This is a genomic window from Thiomicrorhabdus sediminis, from assembly GCF_005885815.1.
Lineage (GTDB): Bacteria > Pseudomonadota > Gammaproteobacteria > Thiomicrospirales > Thiomicrospiraceae > Thiomicrorhabdus > Thiomicrorhabdus sediminis.
The window spans coordinates 2033582-2060469 of the sequence record NZ_CP040602.1 but is presented as its reverse complement, the minus strand read 5'-3'; the positions used below and the strand labels follow the sequence as shown (position 1 = coordinate 2060469).

Annotated in this window: 22 protein-coding genes and 1 tRNA gene; 17 read left to right on the top strand and 6 right to left on the bottom strand. The window is 45.6% G+C overall.

What is annotated here, in order from left to right:
* Positions 1-129 precede the first annotated feature (129 nt).
* The 6 genes from rpsU (at position 130) to FE785_RS09325 (ending at position 6285) form a co-directional block, all read left to right on the top strand.
* A complete protein-coding gene (gene rpsU / locus FE785_RS09350; RefSeq protein WP_138565491.1) occupies positions 130-345 on the top strand; it encodes a 30S ribosomal protein S21 in 216 nt (71 codons plus the stop codon).
* Between the two features lie 24 nt (positions 346-369).
* Entirely contained in the window at positions 370-807 is a 438-nt protein-coding gene (locus FE785_RS09345; protein WP_138565886.1) for a GatB/YqeY domain-containing protein, read from the top strand.
* Between the two features lie 103 nt (positions 808-910).
* Complete coding sequence (dnaG, locus tag FE785_RS09340; protein WP_138565490.1) at positions 911-2698, top strand: DNA primase; 1788 nt, start codon at positions 911-913, stop codon at positions 2696-2698.
* A gap of 222 nt (positions 2699-2920) precedes the next feature.
* The gene (gene rpoD / locus FE785_RS09335; RefSeq protein WP_138565489.1) at positions 2921-4705 is read left to right on the top strand and encodes an RNA polymerase sigma factor RpoD; all 1785 of its coding nucleotides are present in this window, start codon (positions 2921-2923) and stop codon (positions 4703-4705) included.
* Between the two features lie 166 nt (positions 4706-4871).
* Positions 4872-4948 (top strand) — tRNA-Ile (locus FE785_RS09330).
* Positions 4949-5517: 569 nt separating this feature from the next.
* The gene (locus tag FE785_RS09325) at positions 5518-6285 is read left to right on the top strand and encodes a putative metalloprotease CJM1_0395 family protein (protein WP_202978299.1); all 768 of its coding nucleotides are present in this window, start codon (positions 5518-5520) and stop codon (positions 6283-6285) included.
* Positions 6286-6330: 45 nt separating this feature from the next.
* Here the strand turns inward: FE785_RS09325 and FE785_RS09320 are convergent, their stop codons facing one another.
* Positions 6331-6651, bottom strand: a complete 321-nt coding sequence (locus FE785_RS09320) for an ArsR/SmtB family transcription factor (RefSeq protein WP_138565488.1) — start codon at positions 6649-6651, stop codon at positions 6331-6333.
* A 215-nt stretch (positions 6652-6866) separates the two neighbouring features.
* Here FE785_RS09320 and FE785_RS09315 point away from each other — a divergent pair, with 215 nt between their 5' ends.
* The 5 genes from FE785_RS09315 (at position 6867) to FE785_RS09295 (ending at position 11212) form a co-directional block, all read left to right on the top strand.
* On the top strand, positions 6867-8174 hold the full coding sequence (locus FE785_RS09315; protein ID WP_138565882.1) for a S41 family peptidase: 1308 nt from the start codon (positions 6867-6869) through the stop codon (positions 8172-8174).
* Between the two features lie 104 nt (positions 8175-8278).
* Positions 8279-8836: a DJ-1 family glyoxalase III gene (locus FE785_RS09310; RefSeq protein ID WP_138565487.1), complete on the top strand. Its 558-nt coding sequence runs from the start codon at positions 8279-8281 to the stop codon at positions 8834-8836.
* Between the two features lie 167 nt (positions 8837-9003).
* Positions 9004-9330, top strand: coding sequence for an HvfA family oxazolone/thioamide-modified RiPP metallophore (locus tag FE785_RS09305; protein WP_168188955.1), 327 nt, complete (start codon positions 9004-9006; stop codon positions 9328-9330).
* Between the two features lie 177 nt (positions 9331-9507).
* Positions 9508-10365 (top strand): HvfB family MNIO-type RiPP peptide maturase, encoded by an 858-nt coding sequence (locus FE785_RS09300; RefSeq protein ID WP_138565485.1) that lies wholly within the window; start codon positions 9508-9510, stop codon positions 10363-10365.
* Between the two features lie 25 nt (positions 10366-10390).
* Positions 10391-11212 (top strand): HvfC family RiPP maturation protein, encoded by an 822-nt coding sequence (locus tag FE785_RS09295; RefSeq protein ID WP_138565484.1) that lies wholly within the window; start codon positions 10391-10393, stop codon positions 11210-11212.
* A 4-nt stretch (positions 11213-11216) separates the two neighbouring features.
* Here the strand turns inward: FE785_RS09295 and FE785_RS09290 are convergent, their stop codons facing one another.
* Entirely contained in the window at positions 11217-14834 is a 3618-nt protein-coding gene (locus FE785_RS09290) for a hydantoinase B/oxoprolinase family protein (RefSeq protein WP_138565483.1), read from the bottom strand.
* Between the two features lie 205 nt (positions 14835-15039).
* Between FE785_RS09290 and FE785_RS09285 the strand changes: the two genes are divergently transcribed.
* From FE785_RS09285 to FE785_RS09260, 6 genes are all read left to right on the top strand, one after another.
* The gene (locus FE785_RS09285) at positions 15040-15999 is read left to right on the top strand and encodes a YihY family inner membrane protein (protein WP_138565482.1); all 960 of its coding nucleotides are present in this window, start codon (positions 15040-15042) and stop codon (positions 15997-15999) included.
* Positions 15999-16985: a FecCD family ABC transporter permease gene (locus FE785_RS09280; RefSeq protein ID WP_238696260.1), complete on the top strand. Its 987-nt coding sequence runs from the start codon at positions 15999-16001 to the stop codon at positions 16983-16985. The genes FE785_RS09285 and FE785_RS09280 overlap by 1 nt, the downstream gene beginning before the upstream one ends.
* Positions 16986-16989: 4 nt before the next feature.
* Entirely contained in the window at positions 16990-17838 is an 849-nt protein-coding gene (locus tag FE785_RS09275) for an ATP-binding cassette domain-containing protein (protein WP_168188954.1), read from the top strand.
* A 100-nt stretch (positions 17839-17938) separates the two neighbouring features.
* Positions 17939-18460, top strand: coding sequence for a sigma-70 family RNA polymerase sigma factor (locus tag FE785_RS09270; RefSeq protein WP_138565480.1), 522 nt, complete (start codon positions 17939-17941; stop codon positions 18458-18460).
* On the top strand, positions 18453-19256 hold the full coding sequence (locus FE785_RS09265; RefSeq protein ID WP_138565479.1) for a DUF3379 family protein: 804 nt from the start codon (positions 18453-18455) through the stop codon (positions 19254-19256). The genes FE785_RS09270 and FE785_RS09265 overlap by 8 nt, the downstream gene beginning before the upstream one ends.
* Positions 19257-19463: 207 nt before the next feature.
* Positions 19464-22004 (top strand): methyl-accepting chemotaxis protein, encoded by a 2541-nt coding sequence (locus FE785_RS09260; RefSeq protein WP_138565478.1) that lies wholly within the window; start codon positions 19464-19466, stop codon positions 22002-22004.
* A 67-nt stretch (positions 22005-22071) separates the two neighbouring features.
* Here FE785_RS09260 and nrdB read toward each other — a convergent pair whose 3' ends face one another.
* From nrdB to FE785_RS09240, 4 genes are all read right to left on the bottom strand, one after another.
* On the bottom strand, positions 22072-23205 hold the full coding sequence (gene nrdB, locus FE785_RS09255) for a class Ia ribonucleoside-diphosphate reductase subunit beta (RefSeq protein ID WP_138565477.1): 1134 nt from the start codon (positions 23203-23205) through the stop codon (positions 22072-22074).
* A 255-nt stretch (positions 23206-23460) separates the two neighbouring features.
* Positions 23461-25401: an ATP-binding cassette ATPase Uup gene (gene uup / locus FE785_RS09250; protein ID WP_138565476.1), complete on the bottom strand. Its 1941-nt coding sequence runs from the start codon at positions 25399-25401 to the stop codon at positions 23461-23463.
* An 86-nt stretch (positions 25402-25487) separates the two neighbouring features.
* The gene (locus tag FE785_RS09245; RefSeq protein WP_138565475.1) at positions 25488-26231 is read right to left on the bottom strand and encodes a spermidine synthase; all 744 of its coding nucleotides are present in this window, start codon (positions 26229-26231) and stop codon (positions 25488-25490) included.
* 12 nt (positions 26232-26243) lie between these two features.
* Entirely contained in the window at positions 26244-26798 is a 555-nt protein-coding gene (locus FE785_RS09240) for a redoxin domain-containing protein (protein WP_138565474.1), read from the bottom strand.
* Between the last annotated feature and the right edge of the window lie 90 nt (positions 26799-26888).

The window sequence follows — 26888 nt, the reverse complement described above, 5'->3', positions numbered from 1 at the left end:
AATCATTTGAAAAAGTTTGCAAATAGTTGGCTACAATTTTATAATTCGCCTTTTCTGCTCCTGCCTATTTCTTGCGTAGGTAGTGAAGCGGCCATGAATTTCTTAAAGAAAAAGTTTATAGGTAATATTATGCCAAGCGTAAAAATCAGAGATACTGAACCATTTGACGTAGCTTTACGTCGTTTCAAGCGTGCTTGTGAAAAAGCAGGCGTTCTAACAGAAACTCGTAAGCGCGAGTTCTATGAAAAGCCTACTTGGGCTAGAAAGCGTATGAAAGCGGCGGCGGCTAAGCGTCTAGCTAAGCGTCTAGCTCGTGAGAACCGTCGTACAACACGTATGTACTAAGGCGGTCAGTTAGTGTCAACTTCAATGAAAGATCAGCTAACGGCAGAAATGAAAGCCTGCATGAAAGCTAAAGATAAAGAGCGCCTTCAAGTAGTTCGCTCGCTTTTAGCAGCCATTAAACAGGTTGAGATCGACAATCAAACGACAGTAGACGATGCTGGCGTCCTTGCTATTTTAGACAAGGCGATGAAACAGCGTCGTGATTCTCATCAGCAATATGTGGACGCTGATCGTCCAGACCTTGCTGAGCAAGAAGCCTATGAAATGTCTGTGATTCAGGATTTCATGCCACAAGCCTTAAGCGAAGATGAAATCAACTCATTAATTGAAGAAGCTATGGCAGATACCGACGCCAGCACCATGCAGGACATGGGTAAAGTAATGGGGCTGCTTAAACCTAAGATGCAGGGTCGTGCGGATATGGGTGAAGTGAGTAAGTTGATTAAGGCGAAACTCGGCTAATTTTTCATTGTTGAATTGAGCTAACAAGAAAACCCGCAAGTGACCACTTGCGGGTTTTTTGCGTTTTAGGGTCTGTGTATTTTTCTGTGGATAAGGTGTGAGTATGGTAGAACAAAGTGGAAGTATTCCACGTTCGTTTATCGAGAGTCTTTTGGCTCGCGCCGATGTCGTTCAGGTTATTAACCAGCGTGTACCACTGAAAAAGGCCGGCACTAGTTATAAGGCTTGTTGCCCATTTCACGATGAGAAAACCCCTTCCTTCAATGTCAGTTCCACTAAACAGTTCTATCACTGCTTTGGTTGTGGTGCCAGCGGCGATGCGCTGAAGTTTCTAATGGATTATGACGGCCTCAGTTTTGTTGAGGCGGTCGAATCACTGGCTGCGCAATACGGTATGCCGGTGCCGCGAGAGCAATTGTCTCCGGCGCAGCAAAAAAGTCAGCAGCAAAAGCAACAAAAGCAACGCGACCTTTATGATGTGATGCATTTGGCGGCCAAATACTATCGTATGCAATTAAGGGATCACCCCGATTCGGAACAGGCCAAGGCTTATCTACGTCAACGCGGACTGAGTCCAGAAATTGCCAAAGAGTTTGTCATAGGTTTCGCGCCACCGGGTTGGGATAGTCTGCAGACCGGACTGAAAGCCGATGCCAAGCTGAAACAGCAATTGATCGAAGTTGGTATGCTGGTGGAAAAGGATGCTAATCGCAGTTACGATCGTTTTCGCAACCGCATAATGTTTCCGATTCGTGATGGACGTGGTCGTGTGATTGCTTTCGGTGGGCGTGTTTTGACCTCGGAAGAGCAACCTAAATACCTTAACTCGCCGGAAACGCCTATTTTTCATAAAAGTTATACCTTGTATGGGCTTTATGAAATGCGCCAGAGTCGCCAGAAATTCGATCATATTCTGGTGGTTGAAGGCTATATGGATGTGGTTGCCTTAGCCCAATATGGCATTCGTAATGCGGTTGCCACCTTGGGTACCGCGACCACTGCGGAACATCTGGATATTCTGTTTAGACAGGTAAATGAAGTGGTGTTCTGCTTTGATGGTGACCAGGCTGGATTGAAAGCGGCATGGAAGGCATTGGATTTAGCTTTGCCATTGATGGAAAAAGAACGCTCGGTCAAGTTTTTGTTTTTGGCTGAAGGCGAGGACCCTGACAGTACGGTGCGCAAAGAAGGCGTGGCAGGCTTTAATCAACGCGTACTTAATGCCTTGTCACTTTCCGAGTTTTTATTACAAGGCTTGCAAGGAAAATTGTCTTTTCCGGTCAATAGCATAGAAGGGCGCCAACAGTTGGTCGCTTTAGCCGAGCCTTATGTGCAATCAGCGCAAGGCTTGTATCAGTTCTTATTGGCCGAAGGTGTTGCTCATATTGTCGGGCTGCCTACTTGGCGTGTTGAAAAGCAGATGAATGTGCGTTCGGGGTTTGCGCAGAGCAATAGTGGTTATAAAAACCAAAAACAGCAGGCCGGTACTGAGGCGCAAAATGCCATTAAAGTCGTTACCATTGCCTTGAAAATGGTGAGATTATTGCTTAGAAGACCACATTGGGCGGAATTTTTTAGCGAAGAAATTCTTAAGGACCTTGTAAACTCGGTCAATCGTGACTATGTAGTATTGGGCGTATTTGTTAAGCAGTTGCAAACGAACCAATATGATGCGCAATTTGCGTTGAATGCCGTTGCTCAAAATGGCTACGGTGAAGAGATTGCTTTGGTTGAACAATCCGAGCTGCCAAATGATGAAGCCTTTCTGCTGGCAGAGTTTGAAATGGCGATTGCCGCGATATTGACTCAGTTGGATGAACAAAACCTTGGCCGGTCGGGCTGGGGGGATGCTGAATTAAAGCGTTTGATTGCCTTGGCGAAAAATCGCTGAATAGCAATTGGCTAACCATTTAAGGTTGCCTGAAGCCTAATTATCGGCTTTAGCTAACTTAATAATATATAACAATAAAACCCAGAAATAAAAACCGATATTTAGTGATATTTAAGTCGGGTTTTTGTATAATTTGCGGTTTGGTTTTCCGTTTTGGCCTAATTTAAGAGGCCGAAACCCTTCATTAACAAAAATACTTGTTAAAAGAATTTGAGGCAAAGCATGACAAAAGTCGAAAGAAAACAACAGTTAATTGATTTGATCGAGCGAGCGAAAGAGTTAGGTTATCTAACGTTTGCCGATGTAAACGATGTTTTGCCAGATGATATCGAAGAAGATCAGTTAGGTCAGGTTCTGACCATTCTTAAAGATTTTGGAATCAAATTATTCGATTCACCGCCTGATGAAGATGAACTGTTAACACAGGAAGGTGGCGCTTTTGATGATGCGGCTGCTGAAGCGGCGATGTCGGCATTGGCTGAAGTTGATGGCGAATTTGGTCGTACTACCGATCCGGTACGTATGTATATGCGTGAGATGGGGTCGGTTGAACTGCTTACTCGCCATGGTGAGATCGAAATTGCCAAGCGTATCGAATGGGGTATCCGCGATATGCTTGATGCCTTGGCGGCTTATCCTAATTTCTCAATTTCGATTCTAAAATCTTTCGAGAGAATGGAAGAGGGCGAAGGTAAGATTGCCGATGTTGTGCAAGGTTTCATCCGTCCAGAAGACCTCGTTGATGTACCGGTTGAAGAGTTGTCGCCAGATAATGACAACAACGAGCCAAAAGAAGACGGTATCAATGAAGAAGAATTGAATGCGTTCCTTGCTAAGCTTAAGAAATTAAGCGATGCCGCATTGGCAGCCGAAGCGGCTGATGGCTATGAGTCTAAAACCGCGGCGAAAAAGCGTCTGGCCGTTGTAGAGCATCTGCGCGGTATTAAGATCACACCACTGTTCTCTAACGGCACTATCCGTGATATCAAAAACCGCATTAAAGCGATTCGTGAGCAAGAGCGTATTGTGGTGGATACCGTATTACGTGGTATCGGCGTTCCTCGTAAGACATTCCTGGAAATTTTTGTCGGTTCAGAAACCGATATGAATATGATCGACCGCATTATTGAAGCGGTTCCAGAAAAAGCCGAACAACTGGAAGCGGCTCGCTCTGATGTGGTTCGTGCTCAGAAACGTTTAGCGATGATCAAGAAATCGGAAAAAATGCCGGTTTCTGTTTATAAATCGGTTTACAAGAAACTGAGTAAAGCGGAAAACAATGCCCGTTTAGCAAAACGTGAAATGATCGAAGCCAACTTGCGTCTGGTTATCTCGATTGCGAAAAAATACACCAACCGTGGTCTACAGTTCCTCGATTTGATTCAGGAAGGTAATATCGGTTTGATGAAAGCGGTAGACAAGTTCGAATACCGTCGTGGTTATAAGTTCTCGACCTATGCGACCTGGTGGATTCGTCAGGCCATCACCCGTTCGATTGCCGATCAGGCGCGTACTATCCGTATTCCGGTGCATATGATCGAAACCATCAATAAGCTGAATCGTATTCAGCGTCAGCTGCTACAAAAAATGGGGCGTGAACCGACACCAGAAGAGTTAGCTGAAGAGATGGAAATGCCGGAAGACAAGATTCGCAAGGTGATGAAAATTGCCAAAGAGCCGATCTCGATGGAAACGCCGATCGGTGATGATGAAGATTCGTCATTGGGTGACTTTATTGAAGACTCTAATATCCTGTCTCCACAGGATGCGGCGGATTCAGAAGGTATGAGCGAAACCGTTCGTGAAATGCTAAGCACTCTGACTCCACGAGAAGCAAAAGTTTTGCGTATGCGTTTCGGTCTAAGCATGAACACAGACCATACGCTTGAAGAAGTCGGTAAACAGTTTGATGTAACACGTGAACGTATTCGTCAGATTGAAGCCAAAGCCTTACGTAAGCTACGTCATCCAAGTCGTGCTGAACGTTTGAAGAGTTTCTTGGATTAATTCCAAAAAAACCAAAAAAATAGCCGCTATTGCGGCTATTTTTTTAACTTTAGAAAAGCTTTTGTAATAAAGGCGAATAGAGCGGCTAGAATTGATTCACAAAGCGTTTTTCAATCGCTATAATAGCGCCATCCTATCTTACCCTTGCGGGTAATTCCCAATCTTGGGGCCCTTAGCTCAGTTGGTTAGAGCACTCGACTCATAATCGATAGGTCCACGGTTCAAGTCCGTGAGGGCCCACCATTTATTCCTCTCACATTGCATGCGATATTCAGTCAAGTTTGAATAGATGCGTTTAATAAAGGCTTGATAAGGCGTTGAAAGTGCCGAAAAGACCGATTGTGAAACTAATGGCAAACACTGCCATGACGCTGATAAAGAATTTTGAGAAAGTTTGATTTTCCATTGTTAACCCCTTTTAACATTATAGTTGTACTGTGGTTTACCTATGCTGAGTAGCATTGCTTATGCCAAATGTAATTCTGTGTAGCACTTTTGTCTTGCTAAGGATTATCTCTAAAACACTTTAAGCTGCCGTTAAGCTTTTATTAACGCTGGGTTACAGCTGGGATGGCTTAGTCACATAAAGAATGGGTTTTTAAATATTCTGCTGCGATTAAGTCAGCAAGAGCTAGAGTCTGAATTTATGAAAATTGCCATCTTGGTGCAGTTATTTTTCAATTGTGCTCAAGCCTTGTCTATTCACTTTAGATAGAGGCACGATTGAAATCCATGAAAAAATACCTATTGTAACTAGTTGATTTTATGTTTAATATTTATGTATAAATTGGTTTTTTAAGAGTTGTATCGAGATGATTACCCCTGCGCACAGTGTCGAAAGTGGCTATATACCTCAAATGGTAGGTAGTAGTGGCTTTGCGCAAAATAAAGGGAATGCCAATCAAAGTACCGCGAATACAGTTAATCCGACCGATTCTTCTGCAGCGAACTTTTCTAATCGGGGTAAGGCTCAAGCTGAACAGGCTTCTGTAGATGCAGATAAGCAGCAACCGACGGCAGGGCAAGAAGAAAATTCCGCAGAGCAGGATAAGCTGGAACAGGTTCAGCAAGTGGTGGATCAATTAAAAGCCCGCGATAGAGAAGTACGTGCGCATGAACAGGCACATATGGCGGCGGCCGGTGGTTATGCTACCGGTATGAGCTTCAGTTATCAGACCGGGCCTGACGGTAAGAAATATGCCGTTGGCGGTGAAGTGGGTATCGATACATCAAAGGTAGCCGGTAACCCGGAAGCGACCATTCAAAAAGCGATGGTTATTCAACGAGCGGCTATGGCTCCGGCTGAGCCGTCTTCACAAGATTATAAAGTGGCAAGGCAAGCATCGGTGATGATGACTGAAGCCAGAGCCGAGTTGGCAGAGCAAGACAGAAACGAAAAGAACGAGCCGGCTGAAAACTTAAATGAAAACCAAACTGAACCGTCTTCACCTTCACAAAGACAGCCCGATCAGATTGTAGCTCGTGGCGATAATCAGGATTCCGGCTCTATGGAATCCCTTGACCGTCAGCAATTCAATCTAAGAATGCAAATGCCAATCCAATCTTTATTGGTGGGTTAGACTGTTAATTTTCAGCCTCACTGTTCGGCATTCGCATTGGTTATCTTATTGTTCAATCGTACAGAAAGTCTGTTGCATCGCTTCCATTAATTGCAGGATATTGTGATCTCGTACCTTGCATAGAATGCGACTGCCATCACGACGTGAAGTGATGATCTCCTTCTCACGCAGAATATCGATGTGTTGAGAGATATTGCTTTGGGTTGTTCCAACCTTGTTAACAATATCCATCACCGGTAATTCCTTTTCGCCAATAACACAGAGAATTTTTAGACGTAGAGGATGTCCCATCGCCTTAAGCGCCTTCGACGCCTTGTTGATGTTCTCTTCTTTCATAATAAAGTTTGGATCAGTAATATCAGTCATAACGCTCTGTAATCATTTGTAAAATATAAGGATATAATTATTTTACTTTAAATTCTAAAGAAATCCTTTTAATCTGTCACCTAAAGTTCTCATATAATGAACAAATATTTTTTAGTCGACGATTGAGTTATTTTACCTAGGTTACTGAATTAATTGGGTATAAAACAAAAAAGACAGTGGAGTGAGATGTGCATTCATCAAGGTTAACCAAGTTCATGCTCGTGCTATCGGGTACAGTTATGGGGATTTTCATTGCGGTTGGGACTACCGTATGGGCTGATAAGGAACCTCAAGCGCAAGACACTGAAAAGGCGATTCCTTTACAGGAACTGCGCGCTTTTGTCGAAGTGTTCGAACGCGTCTCTCACGATTATGTTGATGAAATCGACGATAAAAAATTATTGGAAGGCGCGATTAGCGGCATGCTTTCCAGTTTGGATCCTCATTCTGCATATTTACCGCCAACCGATTACAAAGAGATGGAAGAGCATACTCGAGGTGAATTTGGCGGTCTTGGTATGGAAGTCGGTATGGAAGACGGCTTTGTAAAGGTCATTTCGCCTATTGATGACACCCCGGCGCAAAAAGCGGGCGTTCAAGCAGGTGATCTAATCATTAAGTTGGGATCGGAGCCGGTCAAAGGCAAAACCCTGGGTGAAGCGGTTAAAATCATGCGTGGCAAGCCGGGCACCAAATTAAAGCTGACTATCGTGCGTAAGGGCGAAGATAAGCCGTTGCAAATTGAGATCACCCGTGCCGTGATCAAGGTTAAAAGCATTAAGCAGAAAATGCTCAAAGACGGTGTCGGTTATGTGCGTATCAGTCAATTCCAAGTGCGTACCGGAAATGATTTGGTCAGTGCTTTATTGAAACTTGAAAAAGAAAATAATGAGCCACTTCAGGGGCTGGTTCTTGATTTGCGTAATAACCCGGGTGGGGTTTTGAATGCTGCGGTTCAGGTTTCCGATGTCTTTTTGGATGACGGGCTGATTGTTTATACGGAAGGCCGTATTCAAAATTCACAAATGCGTTTTGAGGCGGCTAATGGCGATATGTTGAATGGTAAGCCGATTGTTGTCTTGATTAATGAGGGTTCGGCTTCGGCTTCTGAGATTGTCGCCGGTGCTTTACAGGATCAGCAACGTGCGGTCATCGCGGGACGCACCAGTTTCGGTAAAGGCTCCGTACAGACGCTATTACAACTCAATAACGGCGCGGCAATCAAAGTCACCACCGCTCGTTACTACACGCCTTCCGGACGCTCGATTCAGGCTGAAGGTATTAAGCCTGATGTGGAGATCGATCTGGTTAAGGTGGAAAAACTTAACAAAGACGATTTGATCAATGTCAAAGAGAAGGATTTGGCCGGACACCTAGAAAACGGTGATTCTGAAAAAACCGATGGAGTTGACAAGAAGTCCAAAGTTTCTGATGTCGATAAGGCATTGGAGCGAGATTTCGAATTGAATGAAGCCTTACGTTTGGTTAAGGCGATGGCGATCGCGCAAAAAATGCAAAAATAGGATTTGCGCTCCGGCGCACTGCTATTGATTGAAACCACTTATCTGATGTATGTTGGATAGGTGGTTTTTTATTGCCGGTGTGAAAGTCGGCTGGAGGAGGCAAAATGAAAAAAACAGTTTTGGTGCCACTGGCGCAAGGTTGTGAAGAACTTGAAGCGGTAACGATTATTGACTTGCTGGTTCGGGCTGATATCGAAGTGGTCACCGCGAGCCTTGACAATGAAAGAGTGATTACCGCAAGCCGTGGCGTGCAGTTGGTTGCACAGATGACTTTGGATCAGGCGTTACAACAAGATTACGACATGGTGGTTTTACCAGGCGGGTTGCCGGGAGCCGATTATCTGAATGCAGATACCAGAGTGCAACAAAAGCTACAACAAACGGTCGAAAAAGGAGGCTTCGCCGCAGCGATTTGTGCCGCTCCTAAGGTTTTGCAAACAGCGGGTTTACTGGATAACAAACAGGTCACCAGTTATCCCGGCGCCTTGCAGTTAGATCAAAACGCTAAGTATGACTGGGTTGACCAGGCGGTGGTCGAAGACGGCGCCATTATTACCTCTAGAGGGCCTGGGACAGCGATGGATTTTGCTTTATTGTTGATTGTGAAATTACGAGGTGATGAGATGCGACAAAAGGTAGAACGCTCTTTGGTCAGAGCATAGCCTGTAGACAATCCTATTTTTGCAATCTCTAGTTAGCACTGTTCGCTAAATTCATTATTTTGTAAGAATTTTTTGAAATAAAAGATTACATAATAGGTCTTGTTAAGTGGGTTTATCAAACCGTTGATGGCCTGTTTGATAACATAAAATACATTATGGAGAGAGTAATGAAGACACGTAGAGACTTTTTAAAGTTAGCGGGTGCGGCAATGGTTGGTTCGACCGGAGTGGCATCGGCGGCTGAAAACCCGTTTGGTTTTAAGAAAATGGATGCCGGTTATACGCAAGTGGCAGAAATGAAGTGTGGGGGGCAGCCCGCACCGAAACCCGCTGAAGGTAAGTGTGGTGGTCAACCGGCACCTAAACAACCGGAAGGGCGTTGTGGTGGCCAGTCAGCACCTAAACAACCGGAAGGGCGTTGTGGTGGCCAGCCAGCGCCTAAACAGCCGGAAATGAAATGCGGTGAAGGTAAGTGCGGCGGTAATATGTCTTAAGTTTTACGGCCTCAGTACCAACTTATGGCAAGCATCTTTGGTGTCTTGCCAATTTATAAAAAGGTTCGGTTTGATTTCCATCAGCGTTTGATAGAGAGCAAACCCAACCATTTTATTTTTCAGTGTTTCTGAAAGCAGATTCCTTTTTCATTAAACAGAGTCAACAGGGTTGCAATCATGAGTAAACTTGCCAAGAATCCCGTTAGAAGTTATCCGGTGCATGGCGTCGGCTTGGGATTGAGACGTGATTTTTTCGATGAGGTGTTGCGTCAGCCAGACTTTGATATCGATTTTATGGAAATTGCACCGGAAAACTGGCTTAATTTCGGAGGCCGCCAGGGCCGTCAACTGAGAACTTTGACGGAGCGCTATCCGTTTGTTTGTCACGGCTTGTCACTTGATCTGGGGGGGATTAAACCACTGGATATCGACTATATCAAAAAGCTGAAGGTTTTTTTTCAGCGGCATGATATCCGTGCCTTTACAGAGCATTTGAGTTATTGCGGCGATAGCGGTCATTTATATGATTTGATGCCGATCCCTTTCACCGAGGATGCAGTGCATTATGTCGCGGAAAGAATTCGAACAGTTCAGGATGTGCTCGAACGCAAAATCGGAATCGAAAACGTTTCCTTTTATGCCATGCCCAGCAGTGAAATGACTGAGCTGGAATTTATCAACGCGGTCTTGGACGAAGCCGATTGCGATTTGCTTTTCGATGTCAATAACACCTATGTCAATTCCATCAACCATAAATACGATGCTGAAAACTATATGCAGTCCATGCCAAGCGAGCGCATTGTCTATTTGCATATGGCAGGACACTTTGATGAAGCCGATGACCTGAAAGTCGATACCCACGGACAACCGGTTAAGCAAGAAGTCTGGCAGTTACTGGAAAAGACCTACGCAACTCATGGTGTTGTGCCGACTCTATTGGAAAGGGATTTCAATATTCCTCCACTTGACGAGTTGATGCTGGAAGTGGAGCAGATTCGCCGATACCAGAAAGCCGCTAAGCAACAAGCCGCCTAAAGAGTAACGCTTAAAGAGCAATCTTATGTCAGAACAATTCTCAGAAAAACCTGAACTTTTGCCTTTTCAGCAGCTGCAACAGCAGCTTTCAAACTATATTCGAGACCCCGAAAACCGGGCTTACAAGCCTGAGCATGGCTTAGAGATTGAACAGCGTCGTTTGGATATCTACGCCGAACTGTTTTTCAATAATCTTTATGGTCTTTTCAGTCAGGTGTTTCCTGTTTGTAAAGCGATTATTGGTGAGCATCGTTGGCAGCAAATTTGTCGAGAATTCCTTGTTAAACATAATGCGCAAACACCGCTTTTTCATGAGCTAGCCGGGGAGTTTCTTGATTTTTTGGACAATGAATTTTCACCACAACCGACAGACCCCGAATTTTTTTTGGAATTGGCGCATTATGAATGGGTTGAATTGGTGTTGTCGGTCTCCGAAGAGGAGGATTTGATTGCCTGTCAGATACCTTGGCAAAACATCGATTTGACGGCCAAATTCGAGTTGTCGCCACTGGCGTTGCCTTTGGCCTATCAATGGCCGGTACATCAATTGGCAGCAGATTATCAACCCGAGGAGCCGGAACAGGCTACGACCTTGTTGGTTTATCGTCAATGCGCACAGATGGATGCCGGTCAACCGGTAAGCAATATTCAAAAAGACAGCATTGAATTTATTGAATTAACACCTTTGCTGTATCAATGGTTGGTCGCTTTAAATGATCATCAATCGGCCGAGTCGGCGTTGGAGGCAATCAGTCAGGGCCTAGAGCTTGATCAAAAGGCTTTGCAAGAGTTCGCCAAACAAACCCTGCAGCAATTAATGGCCAAAGGCATTGTCAGCCAAGTTTAACTCATTATTTGTCTTTAGCTGTGGCCGAACCATAGCCACCGCCCCCGGGCGTTTGCATAACCAAGGTATCATTAGCTTTCATTTCTAGAGTGATGGTGCTGGCAAGATCCACGCTCATGCTGTTATCAGCCTTGATCACATACTGTCTACCTAAGCTACCGTCTGCTCCGCCGGCCATGCCATAAGGCGCAACTTTGCGATGATTGCTAAGAATCGAAACGGTCATGGGTTTTAAAAACCTAAAGTGCCTTTCGCAGCCGTTTCCGCCTTTAAACAGGCCGTTTCCTCCACTATTTTTGCGAATGGCAAAAGTTTCCAAGCGAACCGGATAGCGTAATTCCAACACTTCTGGGTCGGTCAAGCGTGAATTGGTCATATGACTATGAATGGCATCACAACCGTTGTAATCAATACCGCCGCCCGTGCCTCCGCAAATGGTTTCATAATATTGCCAAGTGTCATCGCCAAAAGTAAGGTTGTTCATCGTGCCTTGTGAAGCGGCTTGAATTTGTAAGGCACCATAAAGAGTATCGGTGACCACTTGTGAGGTTTCCACATTGCCGGCTACCACCGCGGCAGGATAGTCAGGGTTGAGCATACTGCCTGCAGGCACCTGTAAATCTATCGGCCGTAGAAAACCGTCATTGAGTGGGATCGGTTGGTTGACCAGCGTGCGCAAGACATAAAGAGTGGCCGCTCGGGTAATGGCATAGGGCGCATTGAAATTATTGTATTGCTGTAAGCTGGTACCGCTGAAATCAATCCTGGCTGTTTGCCGGTGGTGATTGACCGTGATCTTTACGCAGACCTCCGTGTTTTGATCTGTCTGGTAACAGAACTCACCATCGGATAGTTCATTGATTAGGTTTTTCACCGCGTTTTCGGCATGATCCAAAACATGGTCCATATAACGACTCACCGTCTGCAGACCGAATTGTTTGCATAGCGTGTTGAGGCCGTTGATACCTTGCTGGTTGGCCGCAATTTGTGCCTGTAAATCATTCAGGTTTTGTTTGAGATTGCGGACCGGATACTTGCTTTCTAATAGGATTTTTTCTAATTCGGATCGCTGTAACTGACCTTGTTTAACCGCTAAAACACAGTCGAGCAATACGCCTTCTTCTTTGATATGGCGGCTGTCTGCGGGCATTGAGCCGGGTGTTTTACCGCCTATATCGGCATGATGACCCCGTGAGGCGACAAAAAACGCTAGCTTATCATCGACAAATACCGGAGAAATCAAGGTGACGTCAGGCAAGTGAGTGCCGCCTGCATAGGGATTATTGAGCACATAGGCGTCGCCCGGTTTTAGGGCTCCAATCGCATTGTTAGACGCTTTTTGAATAACCGTTTTCACCGATTCGCCCATGGATCCAAGATGTACCGGCACATGCGGCGCATTGGCGATTAGTTGGCCGTTTTTATCAAATAAAGCGCAGGAAAAATCGAGTCGTTCTTTGATATTCACCGAGTGCGCGGTTTTTGCCAGAGTCACTCCCATTTGCTCGGCAACCGCCATAAAGCGACTATTAAACAGTGCCAGTTGCACCGGATCAGCGTCTGATCTGGCGGCCTGCCTATTCAACGGTAATTGTTCGGCAATTGATTCCTTGGTCATCAGCAGTTGACCATCGGCCTGCAGCTGGGCTTGCCAGTTTGGGCTGACAAGAAGGGTGCCGGTGGGTTCCAAGATCAATGCCGGGCCATTAATCGTTTGAGCAGAGCCTAAGTCACCTCGTTGATAAAGCGGTATCTGCTGCCATTTGCCATCTAAATAACAGCGGCAGTTATCGATCGGTTCAGCTTGTCGGCTGTTTCTATGGGTTAGCGATAGTTGCTGCTGATGTGACTGGCCTATCGCTTCAACACTGACGCTATTGATCATTACCGGCGTGTCGCCTTGTATAAAACCGAATTCTTGTTGGTGTTGTTGAGCAAATTGGCGCAGGTAATCCGCAACGCTTAAATCATCGGCATAGCTTATATCCAACAAGGTATCACTACCTTGGTATTGCAGGTGGAGCTGGATGTTCTGCGTCTGTAAGGAGTCGTTTTGTGCTTCAAGTTGGATTGTCGCTTTACGGATTTGCTGGTGGAGCTGCTGTGTAAAGCTGTTGGCTGAGATCTGTGTCAAAGGCAGGTTATAAGATTCGGTTTCAATGATCCGCTTTTGTGCCAAGCCCATGCCATAAGCCGATAAGACTCCCGAATAAGGATGCAGCAGGATCGAGGTCATGCCGAGTTTATCGGCAACGGCGCAGGCATGTTGGCCGCCTGCGCCACCAAAACTGACCAAGGTATAATCGGCGACATCATAACCGCGTTCGCCGGAAATTTTCTGTACGGCATTAGCCATATGCTCAACCGCTATACTTAAAGCGCCTTCGGCAAGTTTTTCAGGGCTCATCTGAAGCTGTTTGGCTAAATCGGTAAATTGCTCGGCAACCGTAGCGGTATCAAGCGCTTGATCGGCTTTCTCACCAAACACCTTAGGAAAATGTTGAGCTTGGATACGGCCTAAGAAAACATTGGCATCGGTAACGGTTAAAGGGCCGCCTCGTCTGTAGGCGGCAGGTCCAGGGTTGGCCCCGGCGGATTCCGGGCCGACACGTAACTCATTATGCAAGCGGCTAATAATTGACCCGCCACCGGCCGCCACCGTATGGATGTCAAGCATTGGTACCCGCATTTCCACACCTGCGACTTGGGTTTCGAAGCTGCGTTCGAATTGACCGGCGTAATGCGATACATCGGTTGAGGTGCCGCCCATGTCAAAACCGATGATGTTGTTAAGTCCTGCCTGCTCTGCGGTTTTGGCCGCGGCGACAATACCGCCTGCCGGCCCGGAAAGAATGGCATCTTTTCCTTGAAATTGTTCGGCTGACGTTAAACCGCCAAACGATTGCATAAACTGTAAATCAACCCCGGGTAGTTCGGCTGCAACCTGCTCAACATAGCGCCTTAAAATAGGGCTTAAATAGGCATCGACTACGGTAGTTCTTCCACGTGAAACATATTTAATCAAAGATGAAGTGGCCGCCGAGGTGGAAACCTGTTGAAAGCCTATTTGTTTGGCCCAGGCAGCGACTTGCTGTTCATGTCGGTCATTCAGATAGCTGTGTAAAAAAACAATCGCCAAGCTGCGATAGCCTTGATCAAACAGGTTTTGTAACGCTTGCAATGTTTTCGCTTTATCGAGCTTTTCGATTTCATGACCGGTGGCATCAAGTCTTCCTGGAACTTCGATAACTTCACGGTACAGCGGTAAAGGGCGTTCGATTTTAAGTGCAAAAATATCCGGGCGATGCTGGTAGCCGATTTGCAATGCATCGGCAAAACCTTGATTGGTCAGAAGAGCGGTAACATCGCCTTTGCGTTCCAGTAAAGCGTTGGTGGCAACAGTGGTGCCCATCTTTACGCTGGCAATCTTTGCGGCAGGAATTTTTGTTGTTTTGTCTAGTTTTAAAAAATGGCGGATACCGGCAATGGCCGCATCGGTATATTGTTCCGGGTTTTCCGAAAGCAGTTTGTGGGTGTGCAGTTCGCCTTTGGGGTCCAAAGCGATAATATCGGTAAAGGTGCCGCCGCGGTCGATCCAGAATTGCCATTGTTTTTCAGTCATAACAGTTTAATCAGAAGCCTTGTAGCAGAATGGTGGGTAGTTGAATGATAATTGGCTAATTTTAGCAGGAATCTGTTTTTACAGTATCCTGACTGCTAAATTCAACTGTGCGATAATGCTGACAAAGCCTAGTTGTTGTTAAATCTATTTAAGTGCCGTTACGCCAAACGGCTGTAAAAATTTTGTTTTAAGGAGAAACATTTTAATGCCATCATCGGAACAGATTAATCAAAGCTGGCCTTTGCTGTTAAAGCAAGTGCTGCATTGGCGATTTTGGCAAAGGGTGTTTATCCATTTCAAACAACATCAGGGTAGTGATGCGGTAGCGATTTTGGCCTATACCACCTTGGTCGGAATTGTGCCGACCATTGCGGTGATGTTGAGCCTGTTTTCGGTGTCGCACTATTTCGCTTCGTTTGAAACGCTGGTTATGGACCAAGTGGTGCGTAATTTTATGCCCGATTCTCAGCCGGTCATTGAAGAGTATATCGTTCGTTTTTCGCAGCAGGCGGCAGCTTTAAAAGGGCCGGGTTTGGCGGTGATGCTATTGACCACCTTAATGTTGCTTTGGAAAATAGATCAAAAACTAAACGGCCTATGGCCGGAGCGTAATGAACGCAAATGGTGGCGAAGTGTCCTCAATTATCTTGGCATCAGTTTATTGGGGCCTTTGTTATTAGGGATGAGTCTGGTATTGAGTTCATCCTTAATGGCTTTGCCGTTAATTGCCGACACTACGCCTTGGATTGAAAAACTCACCGCAGGGCTGAAAATTGTCCCCTTGATTCTTGCCTGGCTTGGTTTTACCGCACTTTATAAATTTGTTCCTCGTGTCAGAGTACCGATTCGCGTCGCGTTGCTGGCAGGTTTTATGGCGATGGTTGAACTTGAACTGCTGAAAAGCGGATTTGCCGCCTATGTCAAAGCGTTTCCCACCTACGCGGTAGTTTATGGTGCTATGGCCGCGGTTCCCCTGTTTCTATTATGGCTCTATCTGTTATGGTTCCTATTAATCTGGAACGGCTCCTTGGTAGCGACGTTAACCAAAAAAGCTCCGCGTATTGATGATGAAACACCGGCACATCCTACAAAAGAGAGCGCCGATGCCCAGGTCAGGCAAACAAAGAAAACAATCTCCAGTCATCCGAAAATGGAGAAAACCTAGTGTCCTTGTCACAAAAGTCGATATGGTTGGTTGTGATAACGCTATGCGCAGCGTTATTTCATTTAACGGCTGGTTTTTCTTGGCAGGAGTTCATCAGCCCTAATCAGACGCAACAGTTTCTGTTGACGGAGCTGCGTTTGCCGAGAATGCTATTGGTGGCTTTGGTTGGTGCCGCTTTGGCGCTCTGCGGTGTGGGGTTGCAGGCGTTGTTTCGTAATCCCTTGGCAGAACCCGCGCTTATAGGTGTTTCCAGTAGTGCCGCTTTGGGATCGGTGTTTGTGATTGTCCTGGGAGCGGAACTTTGGCAGCAGGTCGGTTTTTTGCAGATAGGGGTGGGTGCTTTTATCAGTGCTGCGATTGCCACAGCGATTATCTATGCACTGGCCACCCGTTATGGGCAAACCGATGTTGCATTGATGTTGTTGGCTGGTGTGGCTTTGAATGCGGTGGCCGGTGCTTTGATTCAACTTTTGGTGAGTGTTTCGGATGATGCACAGTTGCGCAGTGTGACGTTTTGGCTGATGGGCTCCTTTGCCAATGTCAGTTGGACGGAAGTGCTGTTGATGGCGCTGCTGTTTTTGGGGTTATTGATTTTTTATGTACGATTATCGCGTGCCTTGAACGCTTTCGCCTTAGGTGAAAATATTTGCTTGCATATGGGCTTTAATAGTGCGGCTTTGAAGTGGCAGGTTATGCTCGCCACCGCTTTGATAACCGGTGTCGCCGTGGCGTTGGTCGGGGTGATCGGTTTTGTCGGTTTAATCGTGCCGCATATCATGCGTTTACTGGTTGGTTCGCAACATCAATGGTTGTTGCCATTCAGCGCTTTGGGCGGTGCCTTATTGTTGTTGCTGGCCGATTTGCTAGCCAAAACCCTGCTTGCTCCGGGTGAGCTGCCGGTTGGGCTTTTTATGGCTTTGCTCGGAGGCCCTTTCTTTTTACTGATGCTGTTTAACCAGCGCATGAAACGCTATGGTAAGGGGTAAGACAATGACCTTGCCGCAAACAAAGCAGATCGCCATTGAATGCAGAAAACTCTGTTATAGCATCAATAATCAGCCATTATTGAATGACGTTGATTGTGCTTTCAGCGCAGGCGCGATTCATGTTTTACTGGGAAAAAACGGTGCCGGAAAAACCACTTTATTGCATCTGCTGGCCAAGGAGATCAAGCCGAGCCGTGGTGAAGTGTTTTGGCGAGAAAAGTTATTGGCTGAATATTCCTTTACCGATTTAGCAACACAGCGGGCAGTGCTGCCACAAAGGCAGGTATTGGCGTTTTCCATTTCTGTTCAGCAGTTGATTGCTTTGGGTGTCGAAGCGGGGCAGCATTTCCGAAATAATGAACAGAAGCGGTTAATTATTCATCAGTTGTTAATGCTCTGTGATCTGGATGAATTGGCAGATCGTGATATGTTGAGTTTGTCTGGTGGAGAGCAACAGAGAGCGCAGATTGCCCGTGTCTTGGCGCAAATCTGGCCGGTACCGGCATCGGTTGACTTTAAGAAAACCGCGCAAAAAATCTTGCAGCCTTTGCATTTCGACGGACGTTGGCTGCTGCTGGATGAATGGACCACCGGGTTGGATTTACAACATCAGGTGCATTTTGTGACCTTGTTCAAGCAGCTTGCCGCCCAAGGCTTGGGCATTATTATGAGTGTGCATGATATCAACCTTGCTTGGCAGTTGGCCGATTTTGCCTATCTTTTAGATAATGGTGCCCTAGTGGCAAGTGGTGAAAAAACTGAGGTGATGAGTAAACCTAATCTACAACAGTTATTTGCTATCGAGTTGAACGAAGTAGACACTGAAAAGGGAAAACTGTTTTTTTGCGGTTAAGTCCCGGCACAGGTGAAACTTTTACCTTGATTGGCGGTCTTTAATTTTATCAATCATTTTCTTATAAAACATTTTAAACGTTAATCGAGGCGATTGTCTTATGCCACATAAACATCGTTTTTTTGAACAGCTGGTATCGGCCTATGCCAATGACTTGTATCGATATGCCTTTTGGTTGTGTAAGCAACCTACAGTGGCTGAGGATTTGGTGCAGGAAACCTTCTCACGTGCCTGGAAATCGATTGAAAGTCTCAAGGATGAAAAAGCCGCCAAAGCTTGGTTGGTCACTATCCTACGCCGTGAAAACGCTCGTCTGTATGAGAAATACCAACCGCAGATTTTAGAGATTGAAGAAGGCTTGGTGGCCGATGACAGCGCTAATGAGCCAAGCGAAAGATTGGCCAAAGAACAAGTGCAGCAAATGATGTTGCAATTGCCCACCGAGTATAAAGAGCCGTTAATCCTACAAGTGATGTGGGGCTTTAGCGGGGAAGAGATTGCTAAAGAATTAAACCTTAAATTGGCGACGGTGAACACCCGATTATTCCGAGCACGCCAACAATTGAAACAGATGATGCACAGTGAGCAGCCACAGCGCAAAACTGGGGGTGATTATGAATGATATTCGTTTTCAAACTCAGATAATGATTAATCCATATCAGCTTGATGAAGAGCTATTGTGTTATTTGCAGGCAAATCCTGAAAAAAAAGCGGTGCTCAAAAAAGCGCGTGAATTGGATCAAGATATCAGTCAGGCTTTGGATATTGAGGTGCCCGAGGGTTTGCACGCCAGAATCCTGCTTAACCAGAGTTATCAGCAGTTTATTCCGACCGATCATGAACCGGACTTAACTCCCTTAGCCGCAAAACATTCGCCAACTTCGCTGACAAACGAACAGAGTGATACGGCTATTGAAATCGCCGATAAGAGACTCAATTGGACGGCTATGGCTATGGTGGCATCGCTGTTTCTGGTTAGTGTGTTGCTGATTTTTAACCCTATGACCCCCGCCAATCTACAGGGTAGTCAGGTCGTGCATCATATATTGGCGCATATTAAAGAAGACCCTAGCCTGATGGCTAATAAACGTTTACCGCAAAGTGAGGCTGAATTACAGCAGTTGTTCGCTTCAGTGAACGCTTCTTTGCATCAGCCTTTAGATGGAATGAGCTATGCCGGCATTTGTGATGTTGAAGGCAGAAAAGGTTTACATCTTGTGGTTCAGCAGTTCGATGAACCGGTCACCATTATTGTGTTGCCTGGTGCGGTGATGGAGTCATTACAGGCTTTCGAGTCTAGTGGAATGCATGGTGAGTTGATACCGATTAAAGGCGGTTTGGTTGCTATAGTGGGAAATAACCTACAGCAGGTTGCCATGGCGCAGATGGCCTTTTTTAAAGCGGTTCAATTCGTTTGATGATTATGTCCAGGAGGTCCTTAGCCATGTAGAGTTTTCTGCATGGCTTTTTATTACTTTTTTTTGTAAAGGTAATAAAAATATTGAGTTCTGAAGAGCAATCAGATACTATTTTTAGTAATTCAATTTCATCTCCGCAGAGTCAACGAAGATTCTTTTCGGCTGGATCAGTTTTCAACTGATTCGAAACTAATTCTAGGAATAGTTATGCTAAAGAGTATTCGTGCCAGACTTCTTGCCAGTTTTATTTTTCTGATTGCGCTGATTTCCGCTTTATCCGGTTACAGCATCTATAATTTAGATATCTCATCGAAAGGTTTTGATAGCTATCAAAGCATGACTCAAGACAGTCTTTTGGCGGGTCATTTTCAATCCAATATCCAAATGGCACAGCTCAGTGTGCAGGATTACTTAAATAATCCGGGCGAGAAGGAAGCGCAGGCTTTCAATGCGTTTTATCAAAATGTGCTGGGCGATATTAAGACGGCACGACAGAAAATGAAACATCCGCAACGTGCGGAAATGGTTGCTCAAGCCGATTTAAAATTGCAGGATTACCATAAAGAGTTTGAAGCGGTTCAGCGGCTGATTGCCGAATCAGATAGCTTGATCAGTCAAGAAATTGGCGCCAAGGAACCCAAAATCAACCGCTTGTTATCGGATATTAAAGTTTCGGCGCAACGCAGTGGCAATCAAGAGTTGTTTGTAGAGGTCTCCGATAGCTTAAATAGCATGTTAACCGGACAGCTTTATACCAATAAATTCATTAGTTCGAATTCTCGCGCCACCATGAACCGTGCTTTACGTGATTTTAGGAGCTTTAACCGAAAATTAGCCAAGTTACGGTCGCTCATTATCGATACCGCCAACCAGCAACGTTTGGCCGAGGCAGAGACGTTGGTGAAACAATATACTCAGGCGGTTTCTCAACTGTATAAAGTCACCAATAGTCTGAATGGTCATGTCATCACCATGAACTCACTAGGGCCGCAAATTGTCGAATTGGGCGATGCCATCAAGGATTCCATTCAAGCCGATCAAGCCACAGTCGGCCCAGAAGTTAAACAAAGCAATGAACAGTTGATCACCACTCTGATAGTCGTTTCGCTATTGGTGGTTTTGCTTGCGCTCACCATTGCTTTGACCATTCCACGCAGCATTATCAAGGGTTTGAAGTCCATTCAGCATAGCTTGGCACAGATTAGCGATAGCGGTGATTTTTCACTACGTGCCGACAGTACACGAGAAGATGAAATCGGAGAGATGGGAGCTGCCGTCAATCATCTGCTGGAGAATTTGCAGAGCGCGATTCAATCTGCCAATGAAGTGGTGGGGGCCATCGCACAGGGCGAGTTTGATAAACGCATGCAGATTGATGCCAATGGTGATTTACAGACCTTGAAAGAGGGCGTTAATAACAGTGCGCAGAGTGTCGCGTTTATGATGTCCGAGTTAGCCAAGGTGATGAGCGCTTTGGAGCAGGGGGATTTTGATGTCAAAATGGATAGTGCGGTCGCCCAAGGATTCAGGGATCAGGTGGAAGGCGCTTTGTCATCGATCGATAAAATTATCAACAATATCTTATCGGTGATGGAGAGTATGCAAAAAGGCGAGTTCGATACCCGCGTTGAAATTGAGGCCAAAGGTGCGCTGCTAGAACTCAAACAGGGGATTAACCATTCTATGTCCAGCTTGGATTTAGCGGTCGATGACTTACTCACCGTGATCGAAGCGCAATCTCAAGGTAATCTGGCGGAACGATTAACTAACAACTATCAAGGCAAGCTTGCCGCTTTGCAACAGGCGATAGAGAATACCGCAGCAAAACTTTCACAAGTGGTCGGCAATGCCAGTGGTGCCAGTGATATTGTTTCCAATGCCGCGAATGAAGTGGCTTTAGGGGCGAACGATTTGAGCGCTGCGATGCAGCGTCAGGCCGCGGCCATTGAAGAAACCTCGGCGACCATGCATGAAATGAATAGCCAAGTGCAAAGCACTAGTCAAAACGCCAAAGAGGTTGCTTTGCTGACCGAGAAGATGCAAGAAGATGCCAATAGTGGTGTGGGTGTTATGCAACAGACGATTGATGCCATGTCGCAAATTGAGGAATCAAGTAATAAGATTTCCGATATTGTCAGCCTTATCGACAGTATCGCCTTTCAGACCAATTTATTGGCATTGAATGCCGCCGTGGAAGCGGCTCGAGCCGGAGAACATGGTCGCGGTTTTGCTGTGGTCGCTGGTGAAGTGCGAGCTTTGGCGCAAAAATCTGCGGATGCTGCCAAGGATATCAAAACCCTTATCGATGAAACGGTAGATCGTGTTGAACATGGTTCCGGTTTGGCAAGCGATTCTGGAGCACGTTTGCAACAGATTACCGATTCGGTAAATCTGGTTACTCAGATGGTGGCGCAAATTGCCCAAGCTTCTTTGGAACAATCAGAAGGTATCGGTCAGGTATTTAACTCCATTAGTGAGATTGATAGTGTTACCCAGCAAAATTCTGCACTGGTTGAGCAAACCTCTGCGGCAGCGGCGAGCTTGACCGATCAGGCTGTAGCACTTAATGGAGAAATGCGTTTTTTCTCAATTGAAAATAAGCCTGCCGAGCTTCCGCAAAACATTGTTGTCGAGCAGGATAAAGAGACTTCTATTGCTTTAGAAGATTTGAGTGAAGAGCCAGTAAGCAAAGAGCTTGGTTTTGTGCCCGAAACAGAAGTCGATGAGCAGGGCTTTAAAATCTATTGATGGTGTTAGCTCTGATAAAAAAAGCCCGGTTGATTCCGGGCTTTTTTAATAGGCTTTGATGGGATATTTACAGCGAGAAATCACTGAAGTCATCACGATCCACTTTCGAATCCACCTGACCGACAAGATAGGAGCTGATTTCCGATTCTTGCGGTGCGACTTGAACATTGTCACTCACCAGCCAGTTATTCATCCAAGGTAAAGGATTGCTTTTAGTTTCAAAAATCGGCTCGAAGTGAACCGCTTTCAGACGGATATTGGTGATGTACTCAACGTAGTCCTTAAGGATATTGGCATTTAGACCAATCATGGAACCGTCTTTAAACAGATAATCCGCCCACTCTTTTTCCTGCTCTGCCGCTTCACGGAAAATCTGATAGACCGTCTCTTCTTCTTCTTTGGCAATTACCGCCATTTCAGGGTCGTCTTTTCCTTCACGTAGAATATTGATCATATTCTGGGTGCCGGACAAGTGCAGAGCTTCATCACGGGCAATCAGTTTGATAACCTTGGCATTTCCTTCCATTAATGAGCGCTCGGCGAATGAAAAACTGCATGCAAACGAGACATAGAAACGAATCGCTTCAAGTACATTGACCGAAACGATCGTCAGATAAAGCGATTTTTTAATCTTTTTACGGAAGGCATCATCTTTTGCGATATCAATCGCATTGGCGTACATTTCGTTGGTTAAGGCAATCAATTCATCATAATAAAGGGTAACGCTTTCAGCGCGTTTGGTAATCTCTTCATTGGTGACGATATCATCAAACACCAAAGATGGGTTCGAGACGATATTACGAATAATATGGGTGTAGGAACGGCTGTGGATGGTTTCCGAGAATGCCCAAGTCTCAATCCATGTTTCCAGTTCAGGAATCGATACCAATGGTAATAAAGCGACGTTTGGTGAACGGCCTTGAACCGAATCGAGTAGCGTTTGATATTTTAGGTTACTGATAAAAATATGCTGTTCATTATCCGGTAGCTTAGAATAGTCGCTACGGTCATTCGACAAATCTACTTCTTCAGGACGCCAGAAAAAGCTCAGCTGTTTTTCTATCAGCTTTTCGAAAAAAGGATATTTTTGCTGGTCGTAACGCGCCACATTGACGTTTTGGCCAAAGAACATCGGTTCTTTAAGCGAGTCGTTATTAGAACGACAGAAAGTAGAGTAGGTATGTTTTTCTTGGCAACTCATAAAATACAGCTTCCTATAAAACTGACCGCTTTTTAAGGTTTTTTGAAATTCAAAATAACCCCGTAAATTAAGCGGTTAGCTGGTAATTTTCTCGCAATAATTTAGCGCTATTAAAAAGATAATTGGCACTATTCTAGTACAGTTTTCCCGGTTTAGATAGAGAGAGCTTTTTATTAATGGATAAGCGGCGTTTAAGAGTCTTTTTTACGGCTTAGCAAGCGACGAAATTCAACGGTTTTTTGACGCCTTGATCCATTAGTTCAACATTGATTCAAGCGCTTCCCAGCGTTCAAAGGCTTGTTCCAGTTGCGCCTCTTTATCACTGAGTTGTTTTAACACTTGCTGCACCTGTTCATTGTCTTGTTGATAAAACTCCGGGTCGGCGACCTGTTCGCCCAGAGCTTCCAACTCGGCTTCCAAGTTTTCTAGCAATTCGGGTAACGCATCGTATTCGCGCTGATCCTTATAGCTGAGTTTTTTCGCCTTGGCAGCGGGCTTGTTGCTTTTGTTGCCAGCAGTTGCCGGCTTAGCTTCATTGGCTTTGTTGTCGCTTGCTGGTGTTGCGGTGTTTTTGCTAAGGCTTGGAGCTTGATTATAGTGTTCCGGGCGTTGTCTTAACCAGTCATCATAGCCACCTACATACTCATTGACCTCGCCCGGCGCATCAAATACCAATGAGCTGGTGCAGACATTATTTAGGAAAGCTCGGTCGTGGCTGACAATCAGTACCGTGCCCTGATAGTTCATCAGCAGCTCTTCGAGTAATTCCAGCGTTTCGACATCCAGATCATTGGTGGGTTCATCGAGAATCAAAAGGTTTGACGGCTTGGCAAATACTCGCGCCAATAGCAGGCGGTTACGTTCGCCACCTGAAAGCGATTTGACCGGTTGGCGGGCGCGGTCAGGTGAAAACAAAAAATCGCCCAGATAACTGATCACGTGTTTGCGCTGACCATTGATTTCAACATGGTCGCTCTCTTCGAGTACGCTTTCGACAACCGGTTTGTTTTCATCCAGTTGTGCGCGATGCTGATCGAAATAAGCGATTTCCAGATTGGTACCGTGCTTGACCGAACCTTGCTGAGGCTGTTGCTTGTCGAGTAGAAGAGATAGCAGGGTGGATTTACCACAGCCGTTTTCACCGATGATCCCGACCTTATCGCCACGGATAATGACACAGGAAAGATTGCTGACAATCGGTTTATCTGGCCAGTTGAAACTGAGATTGTCAATTTCAAATACCACCTTACCGGAGATTTCCGCACGGTTGACCTGAAGGTTGGCGGTGCCTTGTTGATGACGACGTTCTTTGTGTTCTGAACGCAGTTTTTGCAGGGCGCGAACACGGCCTTCATTACGGGTACGACGCGCCTTGATGCCTTGGCGTATCCAGGCTTCTTCCTGCGCCAGTTTTTTATCAAACAGTGCATTTTGTTTGGCTTCGGCATCAAGCCATTCGGCTTTACGCTCAAGATAGGTGTGATAGTCACACTCCCAATTGCTCAGTTGGCCACGGTCTAAATCAATGATACGGGTCGCCAGCGCCTGTAAAAAAGCACGGTCGTGAGTAATGAAAATCAAAGAACAGCGAATGTTTTTGAGGAAGTTTTCCAGCCACTGAATTGATGGAATATCCAAGTGGTTGGTCGGCTCATCCAGTAGCAATACATCCGGATTCTGTACCAGCGCCTGAGCAAGCAAAACGCGGCGCTTCATTCCACCGGATAGATTGGAGAACTCACTTTCAGCGGGTAGACCGAGTTTAGAGATAATGGTATCGACATTTTGTTTCAGTTCCCAGCCGTTCTGCGCTTCGATCTTTTGTTGCACTTGGGTGAATTTAGCCAGTGTCTGCTCACTGTAATCGTGTTCCATGCTATGGCTAAGTTGGTGGAACTGCTCGAGTAATGCGCCGATTTCGCCCATGCCTTGAGCAATCACATGAAAAACCGAGCCGGTTGTGTCATGAGGTACTTCTTGCTGCAGTTTGGCAATTTTAACGCCGTCTTGAACAATACGGTTGCCGTCATCCGGCTGTATCAAACCTTCAATGACTTTAAGTAGTGTCGATTTTCCCTCGCCGTTACGACCGACAATACACACGCGTTCTTGCGTTTCCAGTTGAAAATTCACTTTATCAAGTAGGGGCGCGGCACCAAAACTGAGGCTGACATCGCGTAAAAAAAGTAGAGCCATATAAAATCACTGCATTGAGGGTTTTTATTAGTTCTGCTGGCTAATCGCTAGCAGCAGCCGTTTTCTGAGCTGAACCCATTAGTCGTTTAAGGCTTTTTACAGAGTTCAACAATCAGGTTTTGGCTGGATTGGATATTATAACGGTTTAACTGCCAGCTAGATTGTTGATTGATAAGCTTTTGCCAATAATCGATGATTTGCTGGCTGTCTTGGGTCGGTTTGGCTTTTTTGCTGTCGGCATTGGGCTGGTTTTGCCATTGATGCCAAAGGTTGAACAGTAACATGCCTTGTTGCTGATTTACCAATTGCCAAAGTTGTGCATTGAATTCTGTCGAGCTGAGTTCACTAGCCAAGCCTGAGGCATCAAAAATATCGACAATAATCACATCATAGTGGCAATTGGAATCTGAGGCTGCTTGTGCACTCTGTTGAGCGACAAACTGAAGCGCGTCATCTTGCAGAACTTCAATTTCCGGTACATGGGGCAGCTGAAAAAAACGATAGGCGCAATCGATTACGGCTTGTCTGAGCTCGATAACGGTGATCATCGATTTTGGCAGGCAGTGGTTCAGTTGAGCGGCAATAGAGCCTCCACCCAATCCGAGCATCAAGATGCGCGGCGAACGTTTATTGCGGGCGGCAAAATCAAGAATTTGAGCAACGGTTTTCTGTTGATATTCAAAGTTCAAACTCAGCGGAGCATTGAGGTACTGACAGCTTTGTTCGACATTGGAGTCAAAAAACAGCTTACGCGTGGCGCTGTCTTCAACCACCTGAATTAGACCGAATTCATCGCGTTCGCTATAGATGATATCACCATGTTGCTTCATTGGTCTCTAAGCCTAAAAACCGGCGAGCCAAAGACGCAGGCGAAGTCCGATTTCGGTGGTGAAACCGACTTCGACAAAACGAATATTGCCTTGACCATCAATAATGAAGTCCGCAGGTACCGCTTTGGCTCCAAAAGTCGACATCCATTGACCATCCAGATCATTGACGATCAAAGCCGGGTTCATATTGTTCTCGGCGGCATAAGCCATTAACTGTTCATCATCGGCGGATTGGCTGGCAATATTGATTACCGCATAATCTTCGGCAATGGATTCGATATCATCATGAGCGACACTGCAAATAGGACACCAGGTTGCCCAAAAGTGAACCAGTACCGGTTGGCCTTGCATTGAGAGTTGCTGTAAATCGATCGGTTCACCATTAATGCTGGTCAATTGCATAATTGGTGCCTTGCCCTCAATGACATCGCCTTGCATAAAAGGGCGCATGGCCAAATAAAGCACAATAAACACCGCTACAGTCAGGCTGTTTTTTACCCAGTTTTTTTGCCAGAAACCGGTTTTACTCTCATCCGATGGAGCATTAGATTGATTCGAATTGGTCATATCGTTAGTTTTCTATGTGAGCCATTAATTTCAAAGGCCTATGTTAAAATCGCCACCATTATAACGGAATGCTCTGGTGAGGGACTCATT